The organism is Variovorax sp. FG153 (assembly GCF_057809595.1).
This window is the reverse complement of record NZ_JBMDKG010000123.1, coordinates 1-576: the sequence shown is the minus strand read 5'-3', so window position 1 is coordinate 576 and position 576 is coordinate 1. Positions and strand designations below refer to the sequence as shown.

2 tRNA genes are annotated in these 576 nt (G+C 48.1%); both read right to left on the bottom strand.

The features are described 5' to 3' along the window. Nucleotides 1-306 precede the first annotated feature (306 nt). Nucleotides 307-382, bottom strand: a tRNA-Ala gene (locus ACODT0_RS42390). A gap of 40 nt (nucleotides 383-422) precedes the next feature. Next, nucleotides 423-499 (bottom strand) — tRNA-Ile (locus ACODT0_RS42385). Nucleotides 500-576: the final 77 nt, after the last annotated feature.

Sequence of the window (576 nt, the reverse complement as noted above, 5' to 3'; positions counted from 1 at the left end):
GACGTTTCTTCACAGAAACCAAAGTCAATCAAGGAATTGCCAGGTCTTTCACCTGGCGCGTTATGCCGTCTTCATAAATCGATTTCTCGAAATTGAAGTTCATATTGACGCAATCAAAAAATTCAAGTTGCTGACGGCACGGTGAGCCATGAAGCTCTTTCCGTCAGCAACGCTGATTCAACTCTATGAATTTTTAAAGAACAGCCGATTGATCAGGAGATCCCGATCAACAACAAAGAAGCCTCATGCTTTCGCAGGAAGCCGCTTTGGTGTTGAAACGTTCCGAGGGGAACCGATGATTGGTTGTGGTGGAGGATGACGGGATCGAACCGACGACCCCCTGCTTGCAAAGCAGGTGCTCTCCCAGCTGAGCTAATCCCCCAAATCCCTCAGTTTTCTCTCACACGAGGTATCAGAAGATTTGGTGGGTCTAGTTGGGCTCGAACCAACGACCCCCGCCTTATCAAGACGGTGCTCTAACCAGCTGAGCTACAGACCCATTCGCCAATCGCCTTCAAAACCGAAGACAACCGACTTCTTCCAACAACCGATAAGTGTGGGCGTTTAAATTAAATT